The organism is Mesorhizobium sp. M7A.F.Ca.US.006.04.2.1, assembly GCF_004022915.1.
Lineage (GTDB): Bacteria > Pseudomonadota > Alphaproteobacteria > Rhizobiales > Rhizobiaceae > Mesorhizobium > Mesorhizobium ciceri.
In genome coordinates this window covers 447-2,262 of the sequence record NZ_RZQA01000945.1, presented here as the reverse complement: position 1 = coordinate 2,262, position 1,816 = coordinate 447, and the positions used below count along the sequence as shown (strand labels likewise).

General features: G+C 66.2%; 2 protein-coding genes and 1 pseudogene. All 3 read left to right on the top strand.

The genetic code is table 11. From position 1 onward, the window contains the following. Positions 1-83: 83 nt before the first annotated feature. Positions 84-917 carry an alpha/beta hydrolase gene (locus EN925_RS32600; RefSeq protein ID WP_128337233.1) on the top strand — a complete coding sequence of 278 codons (834 nt, stop codon included), beginning with the start codon at positions 84-86 and terminating at the stop codon, positions 915-917. Next, complete coding sequence (locus EN925_RS32595) at positions 914-1,636, top strand: ribulose-phosphate 3-epimerase (protein ID WP_127370510.1); 723 nt, start codon at positions 914-916, stop codon at positions 1,634-1,636. The genes EN925_RS32600 and EN925_RS32595 overlap by 4 nt, the downstream gene beginning before the upstream one ends. Then, positions 1,633-1,816: pseudogene (locus EN925_RS41085) on the top strand (ROK family protein); the annotation flags it as partial. The gene EN925_RS32595 and the pseudogene EN925_RS41085, both read left to right, overlap by 4 nt.

The window sequence follows — 1,816 nt, the reverse complement described above, 5'->3', positions numbered from 1 at the left end:
GGCTTCGACGGATCGCTCGTCACCCACGGGCTGTCCGCCGATGAAGCCCCCGGCGTCGCAGCCTTTCTGCGGGGACTCCTCTGATGGGCGCCGCGCCGGCGATCCTGCTTCGCGACGATGCATCGCTTCGTGTCTTCGACACGGGGCAGGGCAGGCCTCCCGTCGTCTTCCAGCATGGCCTCGGCGGTGATGCGGCGCAGGGGGCGCAGAACTTTCCCGATGGCCCTTCATACCGCCGGCTGACCGTCGAATGCCGAGCGCAGGGCGGTTCCGACGCCGGCAGCAATCGCCCGTTTTCGATCGCGATGTTCGCCGACGACGTGCTGGCCGCCGCAGATGCGGTCGGCCTCGACCGTTTCGTCGCCGGCGGCATCTCGATGGGCGCGGCCATCGCCTTGCGGCTTGCGGCCCGGCACCCGGATAGGGTCACAGGTCTCGTGCTTGTTCGCCCTGCCTGGGCTTTCGACGCGGCACCGCAAAACATGCGCCCTTACGTGGAAGTGGCGGAGCTCATCCTCAGCCGTCCGCTGGATGACGCGCGCGATGCCTTCGCGGCCTCCGCTACTGCCACATGGTTTCGCACCGAAGCGCCGGACAATCTCGCGTCCTTGTTTGGCTTTTTTGCGCGCGAGAACGCGAATGTTTTCGCCGAGGTGATGCGAGCAATCGCAAACGATGGGCCCGGCGTGACGCGGGCAGCGGCCGCCGGCCTCGCGCTCCCGACACTCGTCATCGGCAGCGGCATCGATCTCGTCCATCCGCTGGCCACCGCGCGCAGCCTTGCAGACACCATCCCCAATGCCGCCTTTGTCGAGGTGACGCCGAAGGCCACCGACAAGGAGCGTCATTTCGCCGAAATCCGCGCCGCCATCGGCAGCTTTCTCAACACAAATTTTGACAACCAGGACCAATCATGATCTCGAAATCTCTCTCCGGCCCGGCCGCCATCGCCGAACTGCCACGCGATCGCATGATCGCCGAATTCTCGCTCTGGTCTGCCAATCTTGCCAATTTCGAGAACGACTTGAAGCGCATCGAACCCTATGTCGATCTTCATCATATCGATGTGGCGGACGGTCATTTCGCCCCGTCCTTCCTGTTCTTCCCCGACCTCGTTGCCCGCATCGCCGGGCTGACGGCGAAACCCATCCACGTCCACCTGATGGTCGATGAAGCAATCGTCGAGGCGCAGACGCGCCAGTTCATCGAAGCCGGCGCCGACATGATCAGCGTCCATGCCGAGAATGGCGAAGCGGGATTGCGCGCCGTGCGGCTGGCGCGGGAGCTCGGCGCCGAGGCGGGCGTCGTGCTCAGGCTGGAGACGCCTGTGGAAGCGGTGACGGCCTTCGTCCCGGAAGTCGCCTTCGTAACGCTTCTTGGAACCGCAATCGGCGTCAAGGGACAGAGCCTGTCGGACAAGGCCTGCGACAGGCTGGGCGCTACCCGCGCTATCCTGAGAAAGGCCGGCCGTGAGGTGCAAGTGGTTCTGGCCGCCGACGGCGGCATCCGCCACGAGACCGTGCCGCTGCTGCGTGCCGCCGGCGCCGAAACCGTGGTTCTCGGTTCGCTCGCCTTCGGTGACAAGGACCTCGCCGGCCGCATCGGCTGGCTGCGCGGCTTGAAGGTCGCGGCATGACAACGGAAGCCGCCCTTGCGATCGATCTTGGCGGGACGGAGCTTCGCGCCGCCTTGGTCGACCGCGAAGGCAAGATCCTGGCATTCGCGGCGGTGCCGACGCAGGCGCAGGCCGGTCCAGACGTGGTGATCGGCCAGATCGAGGCGCTGGCGGCGACCGTCCATGCCGAAGCCCCGGCAC

Excerpts from the sequence above, each read along its gene's own strand:
- EN925_RS32595 (WP_127370510.1), top strand. The coding sequence starts at position 914 with ATGATCTCGAAATCTCTCTCCGGCCCGGCCGCCATCGCCGAACTGCCA.
- EN925_RS32600 (WP_128337233.1), top strand. The coding sequence starts at position 84 with ATGGGCGCCGCGCCGGCGATCCTGCTTCGCGACGATGCATCGCTTCGT.